Raw genomic sequence first — 24663 nt, 5'->3', positions numbered from 1 at the left:
CATAGCAAGTGGCGGTAATCCTTGCTTCCCTCGAAGGCTGAAATTAGAGTCCTATCCATCATCAAACGCTGTTCGCTATTCTCGTGGCGCTCTCTCGAGGGATAGCGGCAAGACATGTACGGCCGACAAGTCCCCACCCAGGCCCAACAACAGGAGATCGACCATGAGGATTCAAGCTTGGATGGCGCTGCCGGTCGCGCTATCGCCACTGGTACTCGCTGCGCCGGCGGCACAGGCCGCCAACGCCGACGGCCTCTATCTCGGTATCGGCGGCGGCTACGGCGAGGTACAGGGTAGCGACAGCGACATCGGCAAGTTCGCCGGCGCCGGCGGTGAAACCTACCGGGTCGATAATGATGACAGCGTCTACAAGGCTTTCGTCGGCTACGAGTACAACCGCTACTTCGCCACCGAGGCTTTCTACACCGACCTGGGCGAGGCCAACCTGATTCGCGGCGGCAACGTTGTCGATCTCAAGAGCAAGGCCTACGGTCTCAGTCTTGTCGGCAAGCTACCGGTCGGCGCCGGCTTCGAGCTTTTCGCCAAGGCGGGGATGGCCAGATGGGAAACGGATGCCAGCGGCAACCTCGGCGCCACCTCAGGCGATCTCGATGACAATGACGGTATCGATCCGGTCTATGGCGGTGGTGTCCAGTTCCATTACCAACACCTCCTGCTGCGCACCGAGTATGAACGCTATGATTTCGATAGCGACTATCAAATCGATACCTATACCGCTTCGGTGGGCTGGCAATTCTAGACGGCCCGTCTCGACTGTCGCCTCCAGGCCGCCCTCGGGCGGCCTTTCCGTTGCCGGCATGCGGCACCAACTTGCATATATGACGGGTTGAAGACAACACTATGACGCTCTGTCATGCGTCATCATTCACCGCCGAGACCACTCGATCCAGGAAGGAACGCCGCCTCGACGCCATGCTAGCTCCCCGACCGCTCATTCAGGATATCGCACGCCAGATTCGCGCCCACCTGCGCTCGCTGATCGCGTTCCATCTATTCTTTACCCTGCTGGCCTCGGCGGTATGGGTGCCGCTGTCGGCCAACACCCTCTCCGGCCTGCTCCATCGTATCGGCCGACCGGTGCTCAGCAACGGTCAGATCCTCGATGTCGCGCTGTCGCCGTGGGGTCTGATCTGGCTGCTCGCGGCCGTGGGGCTCAGTTTTCTGGTGATTTTTCTCCAGCAGGCCGGAATGATGCTCGTCGTCTCGAGTCCGGCCGGCAACCGCTATCGCGTGGCCATGGGCTCGCTGTGGGACGTACTGCGCCGTTTTCCAGCCCTGGTGACGCTGACTTTCCTTCAGGTCGGCAGTCACCTGCTGCTTGCCGCGCCGTTTGCCATCGGACTCGCGCATCTGTACCACGCGATGCTGGGCGATATCGAACCCTACATTCTGATTCATCTCAAACCGCCAGTGCTGTGGGATTTTGTTGCGATCGCCACGCCCATCCTCCTGGTTCTCGTACTGCTGAGCGCCGCCCTCTATTTTCGCTGGTTCCTGGCTCTGCCCTCGATGATGCTGGAAGGCTTGAAGCCAATTGCCGCCCTGGAACGTAGCCGCGAGCTGACCCAAGGCCGGCGTTTCCGCATGGCGCTGCTGGTGGTCGGCATCGCCCTGCTGGTGATCGCCATTCCGATCGTCTTCACCCTCGGCTTCAATGCACTGGGCAGTGCGCTGCTGGGTCAGCTGCCCGAGCGCAACAGCGTGCTGGTACCGGCCATGCTGGCTTATCTGGCGCTCTATATCGTCACCACGATCGCGCTGACCTTTCTGGGTATCGCGGCCAACAGCATGCTGGTCATCACGCTCTATCACCGTGCCATCGGACGCGTGGCAGTATTTCGCTCCGCTGCCATACCGCAACGCTCCGGGGTCATCGCCTGGGGCGCGGAAATCCTGCTACTGGTGTTCGCGCTGGGCCAGGCGGGATGGATACTGCACGGCTTCGAGATCAACGATCATGTCACCATTACCGCCCATCGCGGGAGTTCGCTGGTCGCGCCGGAGAACACGCTGGCGGCCATGAACCAGGCCATCGTCGACGGCGCCGACTATCTGGAGCTCGACGTGCGTCTGAGCGGTGACGGCGAGGTCGTCGTCTCCCACGACAACAACCTCAGCCGGCTGACCGGCGTCGATCGCAATATCAGCGACATGACGCTCGAGGAGATCGAGCAGGTCGACGTGGGCTCCTACTTCGGCGACGCCTTTGTCGGTGAACGCATTCCCACCTTCCAGCAGATTCTCGACAACGCGAAACATCGTATCGGGCTCTATGTCGAGCTCAAGCCGACGCCCGGGACCGCCGAGCAGCTGGCCCGCCAGGTTCTCGCCCAACTGAAAGCCAGCCGGATGACGGATCATGCCGTCATCGCGTCGCTGTCTCCCGGTGTCATAGAGATGGTCAAGGGACTCGACGACGACATGCGCACCACGCTCTTTCTGCAGTTCGTGCTGCCCGGCGCACTGAACACGACGGACGCCGATATCATCGGCTTGCGCCACACGCAGGCGACGCCGAGTCTGCTGCGAACCATCCATGACAGCGGCCGCGGTGTCGCGGTATGGACCGTCAACGACATCGGCGACATGTCACGCTATCTGGATATGGGCGTCGACAACATCATCACCGATCGCCCCGAAGCATTGACCCGGATTCTCGAGGAGCGCCGCGGGATGTCCGACGGTGAGCTGCTGCTGGTCAAACTGCGCAACTGGCTGCGTTCCTGACTATCGACGGCACGAAAAAGCCGGCGCGAATGTATCGCGCCGGCCGACTCGGAAACGTGTCGTGGGGGTGAGGCTCAGCCCAGGGTCTCACCCGCCAACATGAACCAGGTCTCGAGTACGGCATCCGGATTCAGGGAGACGGAATCGATACCCTGCTCCATCAGCCATTTGGCGAGTTCCGGGTGATCCGATGGACCCTGACCGCAAATGCCTACGTACTTGCCCTGCGCCTTGCAAGCCTGAATCGCCATCGACAGGAGCTTCTTGACGGCAGGATCACGCTCATCGAAAAGGTGCGCGATGATTGCGGAATCCCGATCCAGCCCCAGCGTCAGCTGCGTCAGATCGTTGGAGCCGATGGAGAAACCGTCGAAGTGCTCGAGGAACTCGTCGGCCAGCAGCGCATTCGAGGGCAGCTCGCACATCATGATGATCTTCAGCCCCGCTTCGCCGCTCTTGAGGCCGTTGGCCTCGAGCAGATCGACAACCGCCTTGCCTTCGGCAGGGGTGCGCACGAACGGCACCATGATCTCGACATTGGTGAGCCCCATCTCGTCGCGAACACGCTTCAGGGCCCGACATTCCAGCTCGAAACAGGCGCGGAAATCGTCAGAGATATAGCGTGATGCACCGCGGAAGCCCAGCATCGGGTTCTCTTCACCCGGCTCGTAGAGTTTGCCCCCGATCAGGTTCTCGTATTCATTGGACTTGAAATCCGACAGCCGCACGATCACCCGCTTGGGGTAGAACGCAGCCGCCAGCGTCGAGATGCCCTCGACGAGGCGATCGACATAAAAACTGACCGGATCGGCGTAGCCCGCCGTACGCAGGTCGATGGTCTGCTGCAGGTCGCTGGAGAGCTTGTCGTAGTCCATCAATGCTCGCGGATGGACTCCGATCATGCGGTTGATGATGAACTCCAGACGCGCCAGTCCGATGCCGTCGTTGGGCAGTCCCGCGAAGGCGAAGGCTCGGTCGGGGTTGCCGACGTTCATCATGATCTTGAACGGAATCTCGGGCATGCCATCGACGCTGGTCGTCTGACACTCGAACTCGAGCTTGCCCTGATAGACATGGCCGGTATCGCCCTCGGCACAGGAAACCGTCACTTCGACATCGTCTTCCAGCAACGTGGTGGCATCGCCACAGCCCACCACCGCGGGAATACCCAGCTCGCGAGCGATGATCGCCGCATGGCAGGTGCGCCCGCCGCGGTTGGTCACGATCGCGGAAGCCCGCTTCATGATCGGCTCCCAGTCCGGATCGGTCATGTCGGTCACCAGTACGTCGCCAGGCTGCACCTTGTGCATCTCTTCCGGCGATCCCACCAGCTTGACCTTGCCTTGACCGATGCGCTGCCCGATGGCGCGACCCTCGACCAGTACGCGACTCTTGTGCTTGAGCGTGAACCGCTCGAGGGAGCCCACTTGCTGATTCGACACCACCGTTTCCGGTCGCGCCTGAACGATATAGAGCTTGCCATCATCGCCGTCGCGGGCCCACTCGATGTCCATCGGCCGACCATAGTGCTTCTCGATGGTCACGGCCTGACGCGCCAGATCCATGACGTCGTCATCGCTGAGGCAGAAGCGCTGACGATCCGCGTGAGCCACGTCGACGGTCTTGACCGATCGACCTGCGGCGGCGTCATCGGTATAGACCATCTTGATTCTCTTGGACCCCAGCGTACGCCGCAGCACCGCCGGCTTGCCTGCCGCCAGCGTCGGCTTGTGGACGTAGAACTCGTCGGGGTTGACCGCGCCCTGCACCACCGTCTCGCCCAGCCCCCAGGCACCGGTCACGAAGACCGCATCACGATAGCCCGATTCGGTATCCAGCGTGAACATCACGCCGGCCGAGGCGGTCTCGGAACGCACCATCTTCTGCACCCCGGCAGAGAGAGCCACATTCTCGTGAGCGTAGCCGCGGTGCACGCGGTAGGAGATGGCACGATCGTTGAACAGCGAGGCGAAGACCTCATGAACCGCCCGTTTGACGTTGTCGAAACCATCGATATTGAGGAAGGTTTCCTGCTGGCCCGCGAACGATGCATCGGGCAGATCCTCCGCCGTTGCCGACGAACGTACCGCCACCTTGAGATTGGGATGCCTGGCTTGCAGAGTCTGATAGGCATCGGCCAGCGCACTTTCGAAAGCTGGCGGCAACGGCGTATCAATCACCCACTGACGCACTTTCGCGCCCACTTTGGCCAGCAACTCGGTGTCGTCGACATCGAGCCTGGCGAGCTCGGCGTTGATGCGATCATTCAACCCGTCATGGGCCAGAAACTCGCGATAGGCGTGCGCCGTGGTCGCGAACCCACCCGGCACGGTGACACCGGCATCCGCCAGATTGGAGATCATCTCCCCCAGCGAGGCGTTCTTGCCGCCGACGCGCTCGACGTCGGACATTCCCAGTTGCTCGAACGTGATGATGAACGGTTCCAAAGTCATCTCCTGGTGGTCTCGTCCGGCCAAGGTTCACTGGCCATCTTCTTTTGCCCATGGCGCATCCCGCTGCACCTCGATGGAGCCAGAAGCTAACAGGCGACTTTGGGCTTAGCCACAAGTTTAAGGGCGTAGGGTTTGGAGTATTACTACAGGAATTCCGCGTTTTCCGGGATTCCTGTAGTCGGCGAGACCGGCGCGGCGTCCGCAAAGTCAACGAGTTGCCCGCAGCGGAGATTTCGATCGACAATAGCCGTTCGACAAACACGGATGGAACGCCATGCCCCGCACCGCTTTCTTCATCTCCGACGGCACCGGCATTACCGCGGAAACCCTGGGTCGCAGCCTGCTCTCCCAGTTCGAGAATACAGACTTCATCCAGGTCACCAAGCCGTATATCGACACGCTCGACAAGGCACGCTCGCTGGTCGGCATCATCGAGGCCACCGCCGAGCGCGACGGCATTCGCCCCATCGTCATCGACACCATCGTCGACCAGGCGATTCGCGATATCGTTTCGCAGTCATCGGCGTTCAAGGTCGATATCTTTTCCACCTTTCTCGCTCCGCTCGAGGTGGAACTGGAGACCCATTCGACCTACACCGTCGGCCGCACGCATGCGATCGGCCGCGACGACGTCTACATGCATCGGATCGAGGCGGTCAATTTCGCGCTGGACAACGACGACGGCGCACGCACGCATCAATACGAGGAAGCAGACGTCATCCTGATCGGTGTCTCCCGGTGCGGCAAGACACCCACCTCGCTCTACCTGGCGCTGCAGTTCGGCATTCGCGCGGCCAACTATCCGCTGACCGAGGACGATCTGGACGAGAACGGCATTCTCAACCTGCCCCCGACGCTGTCCAGACATCGTCACAAGCTGTTTGGCTTGACCATCGACGCACGCCGACTGTCGGCGATTCGAACCGAACGCCGTCCCGACAGCCGTTACTGTTCGATGGACCAGTGCATGCAGGAGATCGGCCAGGCGGAAGCACTCTATCGGCGCCACAATATTTCCTACATCGACACCACGCGCTTTTCGATCGAGGAGATTTCGACGCGAATGATGAACGAGACCGGTCTTCAGAGACGATTCAGCCCGCGTTGAGCGGGCCGAAAGCGTGGCAGGCGGCTCGACCGGGATAGCCCAGGCAAGGGGCGAGACGCATGGCCACAAGCCTCTTGGTCACAAGTCCCTTAATCAAAGCCGCTTGGTCACAAGCCCCTGGTCACAGCCCCTGGTCACAGCCCCTTGGGCGCAAAGATGCCCGGCGCGTTGCGCCAATATCCCTTGTAGTCCATGCCGAAGCCGAACACGTAACGGTCAACGACTTCCAGACCACAGTAGTCCGCTTTGAGGTCGGGAGAAGATTTGCGATCGTGGCGCTTGTCGACCAGCACTGCGGTGGAAATGCTTGCCGCGCCGGCCTGGCGGCAATACTCGAGGATCGCCGCCAGCGTCGCCCCTTCATCCAGAATGTCGTCGACGATCACCACATGACGGCCCGCCATGGGCACTTCCGGCGACACGCGCCAGAACAGCTCGCCACCGCGAATGCCGCCGCGATAGCGAGTGGCGTGAAGATAATCGACCTCCAGCGGAAATCCGAGCCGCGTCAGCAGATGGCCCGTGGTAATCAGACCGCCATTCATGACGCAGTAGAAGACCGGCAGTTTGTCACCCAGGTCGCGCGTGATATCGGCAGCCATGCGATCCAGGGCTTGCTCGACCTGGGTCTGATCGATCAGGCAATCGGCGTTGTCCATGATATCCTGCATCGAGCTCAGCGCATCGATCGGTGAGACTTGAGTCATCGTTTACGATTCACCATGAAAAGAGCGGCGGCAGATTCATCGATCTGCCGCCACCGGAATAGACAGGAAACGGCGCCCGGTATCCATCACTCGGATTGGCTGAGCGCCTCGAGACGAACGTGGGCGCGTCGCCACCGGGCGATGGCGCCCAACGATTCCAGACTGGGACGCGCCCGCGCGTAGCGCAACTTGGCGATCCGCGGCGCCTGACGGCCTTCAGAGGCCGCGACGACCTCTCGGGCAGCCTCGGGGGCATTGCAGATCACGGCCATGTCACATCCCGCATTCCAGGCGGCCTCGGCCCGCTCGCTGGGCGACCCGGCAGCATGTGCCGCGGCCATGGTCAGGTCATCCGAAAAGATTGCGCCCTTGAATCCCAGCTCTTCGCGCAACATGCCGAGCCAACTGGGCGAGAAGCCGGCCGGGCGGTCGTCGAAGGCGGAATAGATGACATGCGCCGGCATGATGCCATCCAGCTTGCCGGCCAACCTGGCGAAAGGAACCAGATCGTGCTCGCGCAGCTCCGCCAGCGAGCGGGGGTCTTCCGCCACCTTGAAGTGGGAGTCCTGGCGAGCCCCGCCGTGCCCGGGGAAATGCTTGCCGATCGCGACCATCCCCGCTTCGTGAAGCCCTTCGATGAACGCACCAGCCAATGCCGTGACCACCTCCGGATCCGGAGAAAAACTCCGCGAACCGATGGCCGGAGAGCGGTCATCGTCGAGATCCAGAACCGGCGCAAAGGTCACATCGAAGCCACAGGCCGCCATCTCCATGCCCAGGAGCCAGCCCGTGTCCTGGGTCAGCGTCAATGCCGCTTCGGGAGACTCGGCGAATTGCCGACCCAGCGTTGCCATGGAGGGAATCTGCGTCACCCCCTCCTTCAAACGCTGTACCCGGCCACCTTCCTGGTCGATCGCCACCAGAATGTCGGGGCGGCATTCACGAATCTGCCCGATCAGCGTCCGGGTGGTGGCGACGTCCGGCGTATTTCTGGCAAACAGCAGCACGCCGCCGACCTCCGCGCGAGCAATCAACTGCCGCTCCTCATCACGCAGATGAGTCCCTTCCACATCCAGCATGACCGGACCGAGAGGTTGAGTCATAGCAAACACCTGAGACCATTGAGCGCCCGATTCTAGACGACACCGCTGCTGCATGACAGAGCCAGCCGGCCGCCAGAGGGACCGACTCACTCCACGGCCGCGTCGATCCCCTCCAGCGATGCCGGCAGCGGCGCCTGCATGCCGGCTACCACGACGGGCCGCAGATGCCGGATCAGCTCCCGAACCGACATGTGCTCCTGGTACTCGCTATCGGCGATATCTCGCAACGCGTCCAGGCCCGAAAGCGTGAAGACCACCGTGCCCAGCATGAAATGCAGACGCCAGAAACGCTCGGCATCCGGAAGATCCGGCGTTGCCAGGCGCAGGCACGCCACGAACCGGCGAAACGTTTCGCCGTAGTGCTCCTGGATATAGCGCCGGAGATGGCCCTGCGCCTGGGCATACGCCAGGCCCAGCAATTTCATGAAAACCTTGAGGCTGTTGCGTTCGCCCGGCACCTCCAGAACGCTGACGGCCAGTTGCTCCAGCAGCACCTCGAGAGGCACCTGTTTGCCCTGGTAGCGCGACTCCAGCCCATCGAGTGCCGCGTTCAAGCGCTGCGAGAACGGATCGAGATAGCGGGCGAACACCGCCTGGATCAGCGATTTCTTGGAACCGAAATGATAATTCACGGCAGCCAGATTGACCTTGGCTCGCGTCGTGATGTTGCGCAGCGAGGTTTCAGCGAAACCCTTTTCGGCAAAAAGGACCTCCGCCGTATCGAGAATACGAGTAACGGTGTCGGAATGGGCCATGTCTTACCTCGCGCCAGAGAACAACAACTTAGAACGATTATGATTCTAATCATTCCGTGACGAGAGGCACAATCCGCCAATTCGTCGGGTCGGGGTCACCACCCCGCCAACTCGAGCCGAAAGGCACTTCCCTCACCGACAATGACTGGATACAATTCCAGCCTGTATGCATGAACACGCCTGACCATTTGCCGGGCCCGCATGAACCTGGCAGACGGTCAGAAAGCGCCTGGCGATTCAAGCAGGCTCGCACCAATCAGATCGATGACACAGGCCCGGGAGAGACCCAATGGCGAGACCGCTCACCGCACGGCAGCAGACTGTCTATGACTTCATCGTCAAGACGATGGCCGAGTTCGGCTACCCGCCAACGCGAGCCGAGATCGCCCGAGCGCTGGGCTTTCGCTCCCCCAACGCTGCCGAGGAACACCTGCGAGCGCTGGACCGGAAAGGCGTCATCCGCATGATCCCCGGAACGTCTCGCGGGATTCGCCTGCCGGCCAGTGGCAACGAATCCGAGCCCGCCGAGCCTCAGTCGTCCGGTTTGCCGATCATCGGTAGCGTCGCTGCCGGCAGCCCGATTCTCGCGACCGAACATATCGACCGCTACTGCCCGCTGCCGGCCGACTACTTCTCCCCCAGCGCCGATTATCTCCTGCGCGTACGCGGGCTCTCGATGAAGGATGCCGGCATCTTCGATGGCGACCTGCTCGCCGTGCATCGGACCCAGCAAATACGCAATGGGCAGATCGTCGTGGCACGACTGGATGACGATGTCACCGTCAAGCGTTTTCAGCGCGAGGGCAGCCGCGTCACGTTGATCGCCGAAAACGCCGATTTCGAGCCGATCGTGATCGATCTCGAACTTCAGCATCTGGAAATCGAAGGATTGGGAGTCGGCGTCATTCGCGGTGGCAATGGCTCGGGCCTCCACTGAGTCGTCAGTGTCCGACCCCGTGCGCAAGATCCTGCACGCCGACTGCGACTGCTTCTACGCGGCCGTGGAGATTCGCGACGACCCTTCTCTGCAGGGTGTGCCGCTGGCGATCGGGGGAAGCGCCGATCGCCGCGGTGTGATCGCCACCTGCAACTACCCGGCCCGCAAGTTCGGCGTACACTCGGCGATGCCCACGGCGCGCGCCTTGCGCTTGTGTCCCCAGCTGAAGGTGATTTCACCCGACTTCGACAAGTATCGAGAGGTCTCGCGACAGATCCAGACCATCTTCCACGAGCTGACGCCACTGGTCGAACCGCTGTCTCTCGACGAAGCCTATCTCGACGTCACGCAAGTGTCTCGGTTCCAGGGCAGCGCCACCTGGATGGCCCGATGGCTCAAGGAGGAAGCGCTCGCGAGAACGGGAATCGTCATTTCCGTAGGTGCCGCGCCCAACAAGTTTCTCGCCAAGATCGCCAGTGACTGGGACAAGCCTGACGGTCTGTTCGTGATTCCGCCGGAACGGACGGAGTCATTCATCACCGATCTGCCGGTGAAAAAGCTTCACGGTGTCGGCCCCGCAACGGCGGCCAAACTCGACGCCCTGGGGATCGCCAGTTGCCGCGACCTGCGCATTCAGCCGCTGGACCGGCTGCTGGATCAGTTCGGCAAGTTCGGCCGAAGACTTCACGAACTCGCCCACGGCATCGATGATCGGCCGGTCAACGTCTCCCGCGAGCGAAAATCGGTCAGTGTCGAAACCACCTACGACCATGACCTCCCCCACCTTGCCGGCTGCCATCAGGCGTTGGCGCCGTTGATCGAGAAACTCCACGATCGCCTGGCGCGGCACGGAGATCCAGCCATCGCCAAACAGTTCGTCAAAGTCCGGTTCAACGACTTCGCCAGCACCACCCAGGAGACGGGAGCCACCGGCATCATTCACGCGCGCTTTCACGAACTGCTGGAGAGCGCCTGGCATCGGGGAGAACGTCCCGTCAGATTGCTGGGCGTGGGTGTTCGCCTGATGCCGGAACCGGATCATCACCAGTTGGGGTTGTTCGACGACCTCGATGCGCCCAGCACGCGCCTACCCTGAGCTCCGGTCGGCGCTGGTCAAGCAAACACGCTCACGAGAACACCACCGTCTTGTTGCCGTGAATGAGCACGCGGTCCTGCAGATGCCAGCGCAGGCCCCGTGACAGCACCGCCTTTTCCACGTCACGCCCCAGCCGCACCAGATCCTGTGGCGTATGGCAGTGCGACACGCGCTGGATGTCCTGTTCGATGATCGGCCCGGCATCGAGCTCTTCGGTAACGTAGTGGCAGGTCGCACCGATCAGTTTGACGCCACGCTCGAAGGCCTGATGATAGGGTTTGGCGCCGGCGAACGACGGCAAAAAGCTGTGGTGGATATTGATCACCCGCCCAGCATAACGCTGGCAGATATCCGGTGGCAGGATCTGCATGTATCGCGCCAGCACCACGCAGTCGGCTTCGGCCGCTTCGATCAGACGCTCGGTCCGGGCGAAAGCGGAAGCCTTGTCTTCGGGATCGACCGGCACGTGGTGAAACGGTATACCGTGCCACGCCACCAGGGCGCGCAGGTCTTCATGGTTGGAGATCACGCAGGGAATATCGCAGTCGAGCTCACCGGCGGACCAGCGATAGAGCAGATCGACCAGGCAGTGGGATTCCCGCGACACCATGATCACCACCCGCGGACGCCGGCCGGTGTCACTCAGTCGCCAGGTCATCTCGAACTCGTCGGCGATGGGAGCGAACGCCTCACGGAACGCGTCGGCGCTCAGCGCATTGGACTGAATGTCGTAGCGCATGAAAAATCGCCCCATATCCAGATCGGAATGCTGACTGGCTTCGACGATCGAGCCATCCTGGGCAGCGATGAATCCCGATACGCGCGAGACGATGCCCACGCGGTCGGGGCAGGAAACGATCAAACGGTAATTGTGCGGCATGGCTCTCGGTAACACTCTCTGACTCGGAAATACGCGGTGGCACGAACTTGTGCGGTGACTCGAAAACACGCGCTGGTTCGAAAGCCGCTCTAAAGGACGATTCCGGATGACGGATCATCCCCGGCATGACCCGGCGCGGCCCGCCGCTTCGACGAAAGCGGCATTGTAACGCAACCGCGGAGGCCAGCCACCGCCTCGACGAGTTTGAGCGGGTCGAGACGCATGACTTATAGTGAAACCAGATTTCACCCTTTAAGGATGCCGATGTTCCGTCCGCGCGCGCAGATACGCCCCCGCACCTATCCACCGTTGCTGTTCCATCCGCTGGGCGGCTGCGGAGAGATCGGCATGAATCTGTCGCTTTATGGCTATGACGGCGATTGGATCGCCGTCGACTGCGGCATGATGATCCGACAGGACCTGCCGGATCAGCCCCTCCAGATTCCCGATGTCGAACACCTCGCAGCCCACGCGATGAGCCCCTCCGCCGTCTTCATCACCCATGGTCATGAAGACCATCTGGGCGCACTGGCCTGGATCTGGCCCCGCTGGAATTGTCCGGTCTATGCCACCCCGCTGGCCATTGAGCTGCTGCGGGCCAAGTTCATCGAGCAGGGGCTCAGGACCGATGCGCTGAAGCCTGTTCAACCGGGCACTTGCGTGACGTCCGGCGCTTTCGAAGTCACTTTCTTGCCGGTGACGCACTCGATACCGGAAAGCTGCGCGCTCTCCCTCGTCACCCCACGCCATCGCGTTCTGCATACCGGCGACTGGAAACTCGACGAACGCCCGCTTATCGGCGCCCCGCTGTCCGCCAGCCAGTTTGAGACCCTGGCTCCGGTCGATCTGGTAGTGGCCGACTCGACCAACGCCGACGTCGAAGGCCATTCGCGCAGCGAGACGGAAGCTGCCAGCGCGCTGGAGGCGGTCATCCAGAACTGCCGGGGTCGCGTCGTGGTCAGCTGTTTTGCCAGCAATATCGCCCGTATCAAGGCGCTGGGCGGGATCGCCGAACGCAGCGGGCGCCGAGTGGCCCTGCTTGGCCGTTCGATGGAGCGGATGGTGTCGATCGCTCTTCAGCTGGGGTATCTCGATGATTTCCCGCCTCGAGTGCCGACGCACGATCTGGGCTACCTGTATCCCGAAGAGGTGCTGATCATCGCCACCGGGAGTCAGGGGGAGCCGCGCTCGGCGCTATCGCGGATGGCCCAGGGCAGACACCCCGCCTTGGATCTGCAACCACAGGACGACGTGATTTTCTCGGCCCGAGCCATTCCCGGTAACGAGCGCCAGATCGAACGACTCAAGGCCGGCTTCAAGCGGCTCGGTGTCAACGTGCACGATGAGCACACCGACCCGGCCCTGCACGCCTCGGGGCATCCCGCTCGAGAAGAACTGCGCCAGCTCTATCGCTGGTTAAAACCGAAACTATTATTGCCCGTTCACGGGGAAGCGTCGCATCAGGAAGCGCATCGTGAACTGGCGGCAGATCTCGGCATTCACGTGCCCCATCTGGTCAGGAACGGCACCGTTCTGGCCCTGGAGGCGGAAACGCTGGTTGTCAGAACCCAGCACCACCTGAGACCGCAGTTGATTGGATCGCGCGCGCGCGCCGGCGATCCCACACAACCCGTATCGGCTCGCAAGCATTCCCACTCGTTGTCGATTGCCCTGAATGTACTGCCCACCGAGACAGGCTGGACTCGTATCGGTCGACTGCTGTGGGACAGCGAAATAGCTCTTCCCCTGGATGAGGACTCGCTAGCCGATTGGCTGGATGAACGAATAGACACCATACCGGCAGAGACGCTGCTGCAACTTCGTCAGCAGCTGTTCGGCCCCTTGCGCGACTGGTTACGAGAGCGCCTGCCCGCGCTACCGGAAATTCACCTTCAGTTGATGCCCGCCGACCCCCAGCCGGAATACGAGGTCCGCTCGGTTCATTCTCGTTGAACCGTCGGCCAATGAAAAAGCGCGCCTGTTGGATGACAGACGCGCTTTTGTCACGAGGCCGACACCGGATCAGCCTGCCTTTCGCCAATATCGCACATGTCTTTCGACAACGATCTCGGACATGCCTTTCGACAACGATACCGGACATGCCTTGGCGCATGGATACCGGGTTCAGCCTTTGTTGGCATTCTTCGGCGGACGCCCACGACGCTTCCGGGGCTGCTCGCCTACCAGGTCGTCCATCGACAATCCGGCATTGTTCATGGCTTCCCGAATCTCGGCCAACTTCTTCTGCTTGTCAGCCTCTTCTTTGAGGCGCTCATGATCTTCTTCCTGCTTCTGCTCGATCACTTCGCTGATGACTTCAGAGAGCTTATGCAGCTGCTCCATGCTCAGCTGACGCGCAGCAGCCCGCGCGACATTCTTGTTTCGAGCGATGCGCTCCAATGATTCGGTGGACATCGTCCTCTCCTTCCCAGATTTCATTACGGCTCACACCGCTTGTTTTGATGAAAGTATATTCTCACCATCCTTTTTGGCAAGAAATTAAATCAAAAAGGCACGCGTCATTCGCGTGCCTTTATCCAGAACAAACTGGCGCCGGATTAGAGAAATAGCAATTCAACCACCTGTCATATTCATGAACCGCACGACCTGCACATCACCGTCGGTCGTAAAGTGATGACGTTCCGGCTTCAAATCCATGGCAGCGACAATCTGCTCCTTGAGCGGTGTCAGATCGCCAGGATAGCGGCGCAAAGTCCCACGTAGATCGACAGAATGCTCATTGCCCAGACACAGCAACAGACGCCCTTCGACGGTGACACGGACTCGATTGCAGGTGCTGCAGAAATTATGACTATGGGGGGAGATAAAACCGATGCGACTGGCACTATCCGCCATGCGGAAGTAGCGCGAGGGGCCCGCCGTTGTCTCCGTCGACGGCATCAGCGCATAGCGGGATTCGATCTCTTTCTGCACATCATCGCTTGAATAGAACGTCTCCCCCCGTGAGTGATCCGACACATCGCCCAACGGCATTTCCTCGATAAAGCTGATATCCAGATGCTCATCGCGAGCGAAGTCCACCAGATCCAGAACTTCATCGTCATTGCGACCGCGGAGAATGACCGCATTGAGCTTGATCTTCTCGAAGCCGGCATCCTGGGCTGCGTGAATACCATCGATGACCTTGTTCAGGTCCCCGGTCCGCGTGAGCTGGCGAAAGCGCTCCCCATTCAGGGAGTCAAGGCTGACGTTGAGACGCGTCATTCCGCCGCGATGCAGCGCTTCAGCATGCTTGCGCAACCCCGCACCGTTGGTGGTCATGGAGAAGTCCTTGAGCCCCGGCAGCGCCCCGATACCCGCAACCAGATCATCGATACCCTTGCGTACCAACGGCTCGCCGCCGGTCAGGCGTATCTTCTCCACGCCCAGTTCGGAGAACGCACGAGCGACCTGATGCAGCTCTTCCAGAGACAGCACCTGAGCCCTTGGCAAGAAGGTCATCTCTTCGCTCATGCAGTAGACACAGCGAAAATCACACCGATCCGTCACCGAGATTCGCACGTAGCGAACCTGGCGCGAGAACTTGTCGATCAAAGCGGTCATGAATGCTCCCAGCGATCCGCAGCCTCGCGATCGCTTTGTCGTTCGGACACCCAGTAAGAGCCATGGTCGGTATGCTCTTTTTTCCAGAAAGGGGCCCGCGTTTTCAGATAGTCCATGATGAAATCACATGCCTCGAACGCCGCGCGACGATGCGCGCTGGCAGTCATGACCAGGACAATGGCATCTCCCGGCTCGAGACGCCCGATACGATGAATGATAGTCACGCCCTGAAGCGCCCAGCGCTCCCCGGCTTCCCGGGCAATCTCATGCAGCGCCTTCTCGGTCATCCCGGGGAAATGTTCCAGAGTCAGTGCGGTGACATCCGGGCGCTCGTTGAAATCCCTTACCCGGCCGGTAAAGCTGACGACGGCACCGACATCGGACCGCCCTGCCGTCAGCCGCTGCTGCTCAACTTCGGCATCGAAGCGTGCATCGTGTACGTTGATGGCAATCCTCACGACGATCCCCTCTCGTTCAACCGCCGGTAACCGGCGGAAAGAATGCGATCCGATCCCCCCGCACAATGGCCGCCCCATCCTGGCACATGGCGTCATTGCGGGCGCAAAGCACACGCTGGTTCTGCAGCGCCTTGAACTTCGGATCCTGGTTGATCAGGGCTAGCTTGACCCCGGCGATATCATGAGACGGGAGCTGGTCCCAACTCAGCAAGATCTCGGGCATCTCGAATCTTTCACGCAGCTCGGCCAGAAACTGAACCTTGAGATCGCTTGCTGTCGATACCGCGCCGGAAGGATCGATCAACCCCATCGATGACGGTTCGATGGCTTCTTCCGGTGCCTCATTCTCTGGACGCTGCGTCGACTCGGGCGCCGTCTCGCGCAGCCATTCTCCCGAGCGTCCGCCGCGCTTTTCTTCCAGCCGAACCCCATCGATGGTCATGCCCTTGTCGACCGCTTTACACATGTCGTATAGCGTCAGACACGCCACCGAGACAGCCGTCAACGCTTCCATCTCGACGCCGGTCCGGCCATTGAGCCGACAGAACGCCTCGACGTGAACACAGTCGTGTTCCGCATCCAGGGTAAATTCGACGGTGACCTTCGACAGCGCCAGCGCATGGCAGAGCGGAATCAGTTCGTGGGTGCGCTTGGCAGCCTGAATCCCGGCGATCCTCGCCGTGGCCAGAACATCACCTTTCGGCAATCCGCCTTCGGACAGCAATGCCAGGGTCGAAGCCTGCATATGAACGGCACCGCGAGCTCGCGCTTCGCGCCGCGTCTCCTGCTTATCGGCGACATCGACCATGTGCGCTTCACCACGCGCGTTGAGATGCGTGAGCGTCATGTTGAATTCGCCTCGTTTCCGATCATTGAATCAAGCATAAAGTGTAGTGCGACCGTCGCATTCATGCCCGCCTTCCCTCGACAGAAGCGGACAAACGAGACGGAAGATTCGAACAAACATAGCTGGCGGTTCAGCGCTGTATATCTTGCTGGCGACTTGCCCAGTCGATCATCCAGTCGAGAATCTCTTCGAGATCATCCAGATTCAGCTGCCTGACCGTCGAAGGTAAAGTCTCGAGCGTCACGACAGACAACTCTGCAGGCTTGTAGGCCAAGGCCTGGACCCAGGGGTCGCCCCCCGCTGCCGGCGGCCGATCTTGACTGCCACGATACAACTCCAGCTTGGGAATGGGCCATGTCTTGAATCCCTCGACCAGAATCAGCGCGGGCTTCAAGGCCGCAACCTGTGCTACCAGCAGCGCCAGATCGGGTTCCTGCTGGCCAGGGGTTTCCATCATCAGCGCGAAACGACGGCCGGAAGCCACCACCATGGGGGTCGCTCCCGCCTCGCGCAAGCGATGGCTGTCCTTGCCAGGTTTATCGACATCGAAATCGTGATGGGCATGCTTGATGACCGCCGTCGGCCAGCCCCGTTCGCGCAGCCGAGGCAGCAGCGCCTCCAGCAGCGTGGTCTTGCCGGTCCCGCTCCAGGCGGCAATACCCAGGAGGGGGATGTCACAGACGATCGCGCTGGCGGCGTCACTCATCCAGATTCTCTCCGCCGCGCCCCGCGCTCCGATCCTGCGCGGGCGCCTCTTGCCTCGATATGATGGAACCCGGCCGATGTCGCTCGGCCCGCTCACACGCTTCCGGGGTGTTCAGATTGACGAACTGCGCGCTCCGATCGGAGAAATCGACCTGGCACCAGCGGTGACGCGCGTACCAGCCGACGACCTTGCCGCCCCCCGCATCCAGCCATTGCGCCAAATCCTCGACCAGCGAACTCCGTATCAGCGCGACCAGTGGCTGGAGACGTTCGCCGTCGTGGGCGACCGCAATATCGGACTCACCAAGGTCATTCGAGAGCCGGCTCAGCAGGTCGGCAGGCAGCCACGGCATGTCCACGGGTGCCAACAGTATCCAGGACGTGGCAACGTGGTGCAGTGCACCCAGCGCGCCGGCCAATGGCCCCGGATAGTCAGGCAATGAATCCACGACGACGGGATACCCCAGCCGCCGATAGCGATCGATATGGCGATTGGCACTGATGACGATACCGCCAACCTGAGGCGCGAGACGTTGCAAAGCCTGCTGAACCAGGGGAACACCGTCGAGACTCACCCAGCCCTTGTCGACGCCACCCATGCGCTGCCCGCGACCGCCGGCCAACAGCACGCCTGTCACATCGGAGCGGTCGATCACCGCGTACCGAATATCTTGTCGCCGGCATCACCCAGCCCTGGCACGATATAGCCATTCTCGTCGAGTCGCTCGTCGACGGAGGCCGTGTAGATCTCGATGTCGGGGTAGGCCTTCTGTACACGCTCGATCCCTTCCGGCGCCGCCACCAGCACGATGACCTTGATCTGCTGACAACCTCGCTCCTTGAGCATGTCCAGCGTCGCCACCATCGAGCCGCCGGTCGCCAGCATCGGATCGATGACGATCGCCAGGCGCTCGTCCAGATCGCTGACGAACTTCTCGAAATAGGGCACCGGCTCCAGGGTCTCTTCGTTACGGTAGAGCCCGACGACACTGATACGCGCGCTGGGGATCAGGTCGGTGACCCCGTCGAGCATGCCCAGGCCGGCACGCAGAATCGGCACGATGGTGACCTTCTTGCCCTTGATCTGCTCGACGGCGATCGGCGAGCCGTTCCAGCCCTCGATCGTCGCCGGTTCCATCTCCAGGTTCTGAGTCGCCTCGTAGGTCAGCAGCTTGGCCACTTCACAGGCCAGCTCACGAAAGCTCTTGGTGCTGATATCGGCGGCCCGCATCAGTCCAAGCTTGTGTTTGACCAGGGGATGGGAGATCGCATGCACACTCATGATCGGCGCCTTCGTAGAATGGAGGAAACGCCGATATTGTACGCGAGACGATGCCGATCAGGCGACGCTAGACGGCAATTGCCAGTCGATGGGCGCCGCGCCGCGCTGCTGAAGAAACGTGTTGGCCTGCGAGAAATGGCGCGTGCCGAAGAAGCCGCGATGCGCCGAAAGCGGTGACGGATGCGGCGCATGCAGCACCAGATGCCGGGTGCGGTCGACGAAACTCGCTTTCTTCTGGGCGTAGCTTCCCCACAGTAGAAAGACGACGCCGTCGCAATGCTCATTGATCACCTGAATGGCGCGATCGGTGAAGGTTTCCCAGCCACGATTGCGATGGGAACCGGCGTTGCCCTGCTCCACCGTCAGGACGCTGTTCATCAGCATCACGCCCTGGCTCGCCCAGCTTTCGAGAAAACCATGATTGACCGGCGCGGTGCCGACATCCGTAGCCAGCTCCTTGTAGATATTCTGCAAGGAAGGAGGCGTCGGCACGCCTGGGCGTACCGAAAAACAGAGTCCGTGTGCCTGATTGGGGCCGTGATAGGGATCCTGCCCCAGTATCACCACCTTGACCTGTTCCAGCGGTGTCAACTCGAAGGCACGAAACCAGTGGGAGGAGTGAGGATAGATGATCTTGTGCGCCGCTTTTTCTTCGGCGAGAAAGGCGCGCAGCGTCTGCATGTAGGGGGCGCTGAATTCTTCGCCAAGGCAGGCGTTCCAGCTATCGGGTAACGGTGACCGGGACATGGGCTCGCTCCGTATTCGATCAGGATTTCGGCGAGCGAATCTGGTTCACCAGCGGTTCGACATAGGCATGCCCAAGATCCCATGGGAACTCGATCCAGCAATCCTGAGCCACCTCGGTCAGATACTGGTCGACCAGTGGACGCCCTTCGGGCTTGGCGTAGACGGTGACGAAGTGCGCCTTGGGCAGCATCTCGCGCACCGCCCGAGCGGTCTTGCCGGTATCCACCAGATCGTCGACCAGCAACCAGCCATCGCCGTCGTGGTCGACGCCCTTCATCACATCAAGCTTACCCTGGGCCTGTTCGTCATAGCTCTTGATGCAGACCGTGTCGATGAGACGAATATCCAGCTCGCGGGCGATCAACGCCGCCGGAATCAATCCACCACGCGTGATTGCGACGATACCCTTGAAATCACGCTCGACGAGCTGGTGACAGAGCGACCGGACATCGCGATGAAGTTGATCCCAGGAAACGGTGAAGTGATGCTGATAACGATTGTCGGTCATGGCGGGTCCCACTCTTGGATCGGGCCGCCATCGGGCGATGGCGGCGGGCCTCTCGTTGCGCTGCGGGTGTTGGTGCAGAAGTGCTACTCGTCTTCGGTGAAGCTGCAGACCGAGAAAACGCTGTATCCGGCCTCCTGGATCTTGGCCGAGCCGCCCAGTTCAGGCAGGTCGAGGATGGTCGCCGTCTCGACGACATGACCACCACTGCGCTGAATCAGCGACGCCGCCGCCAGCATGGTCCCGCCGGTGGCGATGATATCGTCGATCAACACGATACGGTCACCCTCGCGGAAGGCGTCGGCATGCAGCTCGACCGTCGATTCGCCGTACTCCAGCGTGTAGGTTTCGCTGATGGTTCGAAACGGTAGCTTGCCCTTCTTGCGCACCGGCACGAAGCTGCAGCCCAGCTCGTAGGCCAGCGGCGCGCCGACGATGAACCCGCGTGCATCGATCGCGGCAACCGCGTCAACCTCCAGTTCCTGATAGCGATGCACGAAGCTGTCGATCAACTTGCGAAAGGCGGCACTGTTCTGGAGCAGGGGTGTGATATCACGAAAATTGACACCGGGCTGAGGCCAATCGGGCACGGTGCGAATGACCGACTTGATATAGTCGCCATAGATACTGCTGCTCATCGAAAAAACTCCATTGACCGAACACGGCGCACCGAAGAACGAGAAATCGCGGAGCGATAAATCCTGGCGCAAAGGCGCCCATGTTACCCAAGCCAACGCCACGGCGCGACCTGTGGCAATGCCTGCGATGTCGTGACGCCCGGGGCCGCTAAAGGTTCTTTCAGCCGCGATTGGCCAGCACGCGCTCCACGGTCTCGACGATGGCCTGAGTCTGTGGATCGATCTCGATGTTGACCCTATCCCCCGGCACCCGTTCACCGATCGTCGTTCTGGCCAGTGTTTCGGGGATCAGGTTGACGCAGAAGCGCCCGGCCTCGACGCCTCCCACTGTCAGGCTAATTCCGTCGATGCCGATGTAGCCCTTGTCGAACACGAACCGGGCCAGTTCCACCGGCAGCTCGAACCACAGCCGGCGATTGTTGGGCGCCTCGTCGATCTCGACGAGCTTGGCCATACCCATGATATGCCCGGACATCGAATGTCCGCCGATTTCATCGCCGAAACGCGCCGCCCGCTCCAGGTTGACTCTGCCGCCGGCGGCGAGATCGCCGAGATTGGTCAGGCGAAGTGTTTCACGCATCAGATCGAAGCTAACGTTTTCTCCCTCGATGGCCGTCACCGACAGACAGCAACCGTTGTGGGAGACCGAGGCGCCCAACGCGAGACCCTCGCGCATTGCCGGCGACATCGATACCACGTGGGTGTGCAACTGCTCACGTTCCTCGATCGCTATCACGGTTCCCACATCCTGCACGATCCCCGTAAACATCAACCGCTCTCCTGGCCTGGACGAATGGCTATCCACCGATGACAGACACGCTCGGCGGGCAACAAGAACGAGAATTCTAGCACGCCGCTGGCGTTTGCCATGACATTGACGCCCTCTTCGGCCGACCCTGGCTGGCCGCCATTCAATGCACCGATGGATTCCCGAAAACCGGTGCGCCGGTCTCCCGAGGCAGTCTGGCTAAAAGGGGGTGTTCAACGTTGATGGTCACCCGAGTGGGTGGCCTTTCTGCCTTTCAAGCCGCCGCCGCCAATCGGTCTGCGTATTCAACCCACCGAAGCGGAATCCGCGGTGTGGATGTCGCAGGGCGCATCACGCGAACGATCCAGCGTCTTGCCGGCGATGTAGTAGATCATTGCGCCCAACAGCGAGCCGGTAAACCAGCCGTAGTCGTAGAACCACTGCCACAGCCCCGTGATCAACGATATCAGTGTCAGCACCACCGGTACGCCGAAGGCGATGAAGCCGGCCACGTTGATCGTCGGATAGCGACCGTCATCGCGGTAGAGCGCGACCACGTCCAGACGCTGGCGCTTGATCAGGAAGTAATCCACCGCCATGATCCCGGCGATCGGCCCCAGCAGGCTCGAATACCCCAGCAGCCAATTGGAATAGAGACTTTCCAGCGTCACGTCGGAGACGATGACCCCTGCCTTGTGCAGCAGGTCATAACCCATCAGCAAGGTACCGACCAATCCGGTCAACAGCACGCCACCCGTGCGGTTGATCAACTTGGGGGCGATGTTCTGGAAGTCATTCGTCGGCGAGACGATATTACCCGCCGTGTTGGTCGAGATCGTGGCGATCACGATCAACACCATGGCGATCGATACCCAGACGGGGCTATCGATATGACCGATCAGCGTGACCGGATCGGAGACGGTCTCCCCGACCAGCGACGCCGACGCCGCCGTCATCACCACCCCCAGCGCGGCGAAGAAGAACATGGTCAACGGAAGCCCGATGATCTGGCCGACGATCTGATCCTTCTGGCTCTTGGCGAAACGGCTGAAGTCCGGAATGTTCAGCGATAGCGTCGCCCAGAAACCGACCATCGCCGTGAGTCCCGACAGAAAGTAGGTCGTCACCGATGCGCCTGCCGGTCGCGACGGTGGCTGCGCCATCAACTCGCTCAGCGAAACGTGCGGCAGCGCCCATACCATCAATCCGATGGCGACGAGCAACAGCAACGGCGCCGACAGTGTCTCGAGCCACTTGATCGACTCCGCACCGCGAATCACCACCCAGAGATTCATCGCCGCGAAGATGAAGAAACCGAGAACCTGCCCCCAGCCGCCCAGCGATTGCCACGGCGGCACGATCGCGGATAGCAGCAGATGAATCGCCAGGCCGCCGAACATCGTCTGGATGCCGAACCAACCACAACCGACCAGCGCGCGGATCAGGCAAGGAACATTCGAGCCGCGAATGCCGAACGACGAACGCAGCACTACCGGGAACGGAATGCCGTAGCGGGTTCCGGGAAAGGCGTTCAACGTCAGCGGAATCAACAGAATCACGTTGGCCAGCAGAATTGCGACCAAGGCTTCGAGCACACTCAGCCCGAAATAGGCGGTGAGTACGCCACCCAGGGTATAGGTCGGTACGCAGATCGAGAGCCCGACCCAGAGCGCGGCGATATTCCATTTCGACCAGGTACGTTCGCTGGCCGTCGTCGGCGCGATATCGTGATTGAAACAGGCACTATCGCGGACGTCATCGCCGAGGCTGAGCTCGATCCTGCCGTCACGTTCGACCATGCGAGAAGCGGATATTGTCATTGTGTGTCTCCGATCCCGTGGCGACCCCTGGGGGTCAGGAAGTTCCAAGTGGTTCATTAAGTTCCAAGTGGTTCATTAAGTTCCAAATGGGTCATGAGATTCCAAGTCGGTCATGACGCGCCCGATAACTCATGACGGTCTCGATAGATCATGACGATACGGTTGCCGCTCAGCCGCCGGGGGCCAGCCGCGGCAACTGGTGATACTGGCGGTCGAAATAGAGCAGGCATTGGCTCTCGTCGCAGGTCGACATCGCCACGATCTCGCAGAACAACACGTCGTGGGTGCCAACCGCCACGCGCTGGCCGATCCGGCATTCGAAATGTGCCAGCGCATTCGCCAGTACCGGAGCCCCTGTCTCGCGTGTCGTCCAGTCCGCCTGCGCGAAGCGTTCCGCCATGGGCGTCTTGCCACCAAAGGTATTGGAAACCTGTTGATGGTCGGCACTCAGCACGTTGACACAAAGCGCCGGATTGTCAGCAAAAGAGGGATAGGCCGAAGCGCGCCGGTTGATGCAGACCAGCAGCGTCGGCGGTTCGTCGGTCACGCTGCATACGGCCGACGCCGTGAAACCGGCGCGCCCGGCCGGGCCATCGGTGGTCACCACGTTGACCGCGGCCGCCAATCGCGACATCGCTTCGCGAAATGCCGATGGCAAAACGGCACTCAGCGCTTCCACGTCGTATTCAGGTTTCTGTAACGAGGTCATCATCAAATCTCTCCTCTCCCTCACCGCTGCCGCTCAAGCCATCAAAGCGGTGATCAGGTTGCCAGGAATCGCGCTACCGAGGCGTTGAACGAGTCAGGCACGGTCACCGTCAGCCCGTGTCCGCCGTAGTCGAATACCGCCAGCCGCGCGTCGGACAGCCCCTCGGCGAGCCGCTCCGAGCGCGGGTACGGCACCAGCAGATCGTCCCGGGAGGCGATCACCAGCGTGGGCGTGGCGATCTCCCCCAGCCTCGCGTCGATGTCGAAGGCCGACAGCGCTCCGATGCGTGCCAGCACGTTATGCGCGCCCGGAAAATGCGCGAGCGCGTGAGCCTCTTCGGCCAGCAGCCGCTCGTGGTTGGCGGACAGCCAGTCGGCGGGATAGAGAAACAGTGGCTGCGCGTGCAGATACGCTTCGGCCCCGCTGTCCTGGAGCAGCGCCAGGCGTACCCGAAAACAGCGCTCACTCTGGACATCGACACGACTCCAGGCATTGATCACGATTAGCCGACCCAGCCGGGCCGGCGCCAGCAGCGCCATCTGCAGCCCGACCAGACCACCCAGGGCATGGCCCATGAAATCGACGCGCTCGATGTTCAACCGGTCGAGCAAGGCCAGCGCTTCCTGTGCCATATCATCGATCGCGTAGCCGCTCGGCAGCTCGGCAGGGCTCTTGCCCGTACCGAGGTGGTCATAGATCACCACCCGGTGTGTCGTCTCCAGTGCAGCCAGTTGCGGCTCCCAGAAGCGACCGGCGCCACCCAAGCCCGCGGAGAGCAGAATCGTCGGGGCATCGGGCTCCGTGCGTCCCAGTATTTCGTAGTGCATTGACGAGTTCCTTCCGGCAAGGCGTC

Annotated in this window: 25 protein-coding genes; 6 read left to right on the top strand and 19 right to left on the bottom strand. The window is 61.2% G+C overall.

Features of this window, described 5'->3' with window-relative positions; translation table 11 throughout:
- Positions 1-163 precede the first annotated feature (163 nt).
- Positions 164-760 carry an outer membrane beta-barrel protein gene (locus BTW07_RS10710; protein ID WP_075570173.1) on the top strand — a complete coding sequence of 199 codons (597 nt, stop codon included), beginning with the start codon at positions 164-166 and terminating at the stop codon, positions 758-760.
- A gap of 173 nt (positions 761-933) precedes the next feature.
- Entirely contained in the window at positions 934-2748 is a 1815-nt protein-coding gene (locus BTW07_RS10705) for a glycerophosphodiester phosphodiesterase (RefSeq protein WP_075570172.1), read from the top strand.
- Positions 2749-2822: 74 nt separating this feature from the next.
- Here the strand turns inward: BTW07_RS10705 and ppsA are convergent, their stop codons facing one another.
- A complete protein-coding gene (gene ppsA / locus BTW07_RS10700; RefSeq protein ID WP_075570171.1) occupies positions 2823-5195 on the bottom strand; it encodes a phosphoenolpyruvate synthase in 2373 nt (790 codons plus the stop codon).
- A 280-nt stretch (positions 5196-5475) separates the two neighbouring features.
- Here ppsA and ppsR point away from each other — a divergent pair, with 280 nt between their 5' ends.
- Entirely contained in the window at positions 5476-6309 is an 834-nt protein-coding gene (gene ppsR, locus BTW07_RS10695) for a posphoenolpyruvate synthetase regulatory kinase/phosphorylase PpsR (RefSeq protein WP_075570170.1), read from the top strand.
- A 134-nt stretch (positions 6310-6443) separates the two neighbouring features.
- On the opposite strand, the gene BTW07_RS10690 is transcribed toward ppsR, so the two are convergent.
- The 3 genes from BTW07_RS10690 to BTW07_RS10680 form a co-directional block, all read right to left on the bottom strand.
- On the bottom strand, positions 6444-7016 hold the full coding sequence (locus BTW07_RS10690) for a hypoxanthine-guanine phosphoribosyltransferase (protein WP_075570169.1): 573 nt from the start codon (positions 7014-7016) through the stop codon (positions 6444-6446).
- Positions 7017-7102: 86 nt separating this feature from the next.
- On the bottom strand, positions 7103-8119 hold the full coding sequence (nagZ, locus tag BTW07_RS10685) for a beta-N-acetylhexosaminidase (protein ID WP_075570168.1): 1017 nt from the start codon (positions 8117-8119) through the stop codon (positions 7103-7105).
- A gap of 86 nt (positions 8120-8205) precedes the next feature.
- Positions 8206-8874 carry a TetR/AcrR family transcriptional regulator gene (locus BTW07_RS10680; protein ID WP_075570167.1) on the bottom strand — a complete coding sequence of 223 codons (669 nt, stop codon included), beginning with the start codon at positions 8872-8874 and terminating at the stop codon, positions 8206-8208.
- Between the two features lie 289 nt (positions 8875-9163).
- Between BTW07_RS10680 and lexA the strand changes: the two genes are divergently transcribed.
- Both lexA and dinB read left to right on the top strand, forming a co-directional pair.
- Positions 9164-9811, top strand: coding sequence for a transcriptional repressor LexA (gene lexA, locus BTW07_RS10675; RefSeq protein ID WP_075570166.1), 648 nt, complete (start codon positions 9164-9166; stop codon positions 9809-9811).
- A 19-nt stretch (positions 9812-9830) separates the two neighbouring features.
- Positions 9831-10907, top strand: coding sequence for a DNA polymerase IV (dinB, locus tag BTW07_RS10670; protein ID WP_083941768.1), 1077 nt, complete (start codon positions 9831-9833; stop codon positions 10905-10907).
- A 31-nt stretch (positions 10908-10938) separates the two neighbouring features.
- On the opposite strand, the gene purU is transcribed toward dinB, so the two are convergent.
- Positions 10939-11787: a formyltetrahydrofolate deformylase gene (gene purU, locus BTW07_RS10665; RefSeq protein WP_075570164.1), complete on the bottom strand. Its 849-nt coding sequence runs from the start codon at positions 11785-11787 to the stop codon at positions 10939-10941.
- Positions 11788-12051: 264 nt separating this feature from the next.
- Here purU and BTW07_RS10660 point away from each other — a divergent pair, with 264 nt between their 5' ends.
- Positions 12052-13740 carry a ribonuclease J gene (locus BTW07_RS10660; protein ID WP_341864696.1) on the top strand — a complete coding sequence of 563 codons (1689 nt, stop codon included), beginning with the start codon at positions 12052-12054 and terminating at the stop codon, positions 13738-13740.
- A gap of 171 nt (positions 13741-13911) precedes the next feature.
- Here BTW07_RS10660 and BTW07_RS10655 read toward each other — a convergent pair whose 3' ends face one another.
- From BTW07_RS10655 to rutD, 14 genes are all read right to left on the bottom strand, one after another.
- The gene (locus BTW07_RS10655) at positions 13912-14202 is read right to left on the bottom strand and encodes an H-NS family histone-like protein (protein WP_075570163.1); all 291 of its coding nucleotides are present in this window, start codon (positions 14200-14202) and stop codon (positions 13912-13914) included.
- 159 nt (positions 14203-14361) lie between these two features.
- The gene (gene moaA, locus BTW07_RS10650; RefSeq protein ID WP_075570162.1) at positions 14362-15351 is read right to left on the bottom strand and encodes a GTP 3',8-cyclase MoaA; all 990 of its coding nucleotides are present in this window, start codon (positions 15349-15351) and stop codon (positions 14362-14364) included.
- Positions 15348-15803: a molybdopterin synthase catalytic subunit MoaE gene (gene moaE / locus BTW07_RS10645; RefSeq protein ID WP_075570181.1), complete on the bottom strand. Its 456-nt coding sequence runs from the start codon at positions 15801-15803 to the stop codon at positions 15348-15350. Before moaE ends, moaA begins: the two co-directional genes overlap by 4 nt.
- Before the next feature lie 22 nt (positions 15804-15825).
- Complete coding sequence (gene moaC / locus BTW07_RS10640) at positions 15826-16656, bottom strand: cyclic pyranopterin monophosphate synthase MoaC (RefSeq protein ID WP_075570161.1); 831 nt, start codon at positions 16654-16656, stop codon at positions 15826-15828.
- A gap of 130 nt (positions 16657-16786) precedes the next feature.
- Positions 16787-17362, bottom strand: coding sequence for a molybdopterin-guanine dinucleotide biosynthesis protein B (gene mobB / locus BTW07_RS10635; protein WP_075570160.1), 576 nt, complete (start codon positions 17360-17362; stop codon positions 16787-16789).
- A complete protein-coding gene (gene mobA / locus BTW07_RS10630) occupies positions 17355-18017 on the bottom strand; it encodes a molybdenum cofactor guanylyltransferase MobA (RefSeq protein ID WP_075570159.1) in 663 nt (220 codons plus the stop codon). Before mobA ends, mobB begins: the two co-directional genes overlap by 8 nt.
- Complete coding sequence (gene upp / locus BTW07_RS10625) at positions 18014-18643, bottom strand: uracil phosphoribosyltransferase (RefSeq protein WP_075570158.1); 630 nt, start codon at positions 18641-18643, stop codon at positions 18014-18016. Before upp ends, mobA begins: the two co-directional genes overlap by 4 nt.
- 57 nt (positions 18644-18700) lie before the next feature.
- Positions 18701-19390 (bottom strand): uracil-DNA glycosylase, encoded by a 690-nt coding sequence (ung, locus tag BTW07_RS10620; RefSeq protein ID WP_075570157.1) that lies wholly within the window; start codon positions 19388-19390, stop codon positions 18701-18703.
- 19 nt (positions 19391-19409) lie between these two features.
- Positions 19410-19898 (bottom strand): xanthine phosphoribosyltransferase, encoded by a 489-nt coding sequence (gene gpt, locus BTW07_RS10615; RefSeq protein WP_075570156.1) that lies wholly within the window; start codon positions 19896-19898, stop codon positions 19410-19412.
- Between the two features lie 83 nt (positions 19899-19981).
- A complete protein-coding gene (locus BTW07_RS10610; protein ID WP_075570155.1) occupies positions 19982-20533 on the bottom strand; it encodes an adenine phosphoribosyltransferase in 552 nt (183 codons plus the stop codon).
- Between the two features lie 160 nt (positions 20534-20693).
- A complete protein-coding gene (locus tag BTW07_RS10605; protein ID WP_075570154.1) occupies positions 20694-21302 on the bottom strand; it encodes a riboflavin synthase subunit alpha in 609 nt (202 codons plus the stop codon).
- 284 nt (positions 21303-21586) lie between these two features.
- A complete protein-coding gene (locus BTW07_RS10600; protein WP_075570153.1) occupies positions 21587-23101 on the bottom strand; it encodes an NCS1 family nucleobase:cation symporter-1 in 1515 nt (504 codons plus the stop codon).
- A gap of 169 nt (positions 23102-23270) precedes the next feature.
- Entirely contained in the window at positions 23271-23813 is a 543-nt protein-coding gene (locus tag BTW07_RS10595; RefSeq protein WP_244158348.1) for a flavin reductase, read from the bottom strand.
- A 50-nt stretch (positions 23814-23863) separates the two neighbouring features.
- Complete coding sequence (gene rutD / locus BTW07_RS10590) at positions 23864-24637, bottom strand: pyrimidine utilization protein D (protein ID WP_075570152.1); 774 nt, start codon at positions 24635-24637, stop codon at positions 23864-23866.
- Between the last annotated feature and the right edge of the window lie 26 nt (positions 24638-24663).

The organism is Salinicola socius, assembly GCF_001937195.1.
Taxonomy (GTDB): Bacteria; Pseudomonadota; Gammaproteobacteria; order Pseudomonadales; family Halomonadaceae; genus Salinicola; species Salinicola socius.
This window is presented reverse-complemented; position numbering and strand designations above follow the sequence as displayed.